At 67.3% G+C, this 260-nt stretch carries 1 protein-coding gene; it reads right to left on the reverse strand.

The window, feature by feature from the left end:
• A partial coding sequence (locus tag H6A60_RS13305; protein ID WP_369126662.1) for an alpha/beta fold hydrolase occupies nucleotides 1–260 on the reverse strand: 260 nt, incomplete at both ends.

The following is a 260-nucleotide window of genomic DNA, read 5'->3' on the forward strand; positions in this document are numbered from 1 at the left end:
GACGCGATCGAACGCCGCCTGATCGTGGAAACCGGCGCGGGTATAATCGACGTAACCAGTGACGGCGAGATCGAGGATGTCGCCCACCGACGGCTTGATGCCCATGGCCCCGACCAGGACCAGATGCGAGAGGTCGGCCGGCGCCATGCTCGCCATCTCGGCGGCGATCCAGCCGCCGAAACCGAGGCCCACCAGCGCCGCGTCCTTCACCTTGAGCTCGCTCAGCAGGCCGCGATAGATCACGGCGATGTCGCGCGTGC

Source organism: Sutterella massiliensis (genome assembly GCF_016899755.1).
GTDB classification, from domain to species: Bacteria; Pseudomonadota; Gammaproteobacteria; order Burkholderiales; family Burkholderiaceae_F; genus Sutterella; species Sutterella massiliensis.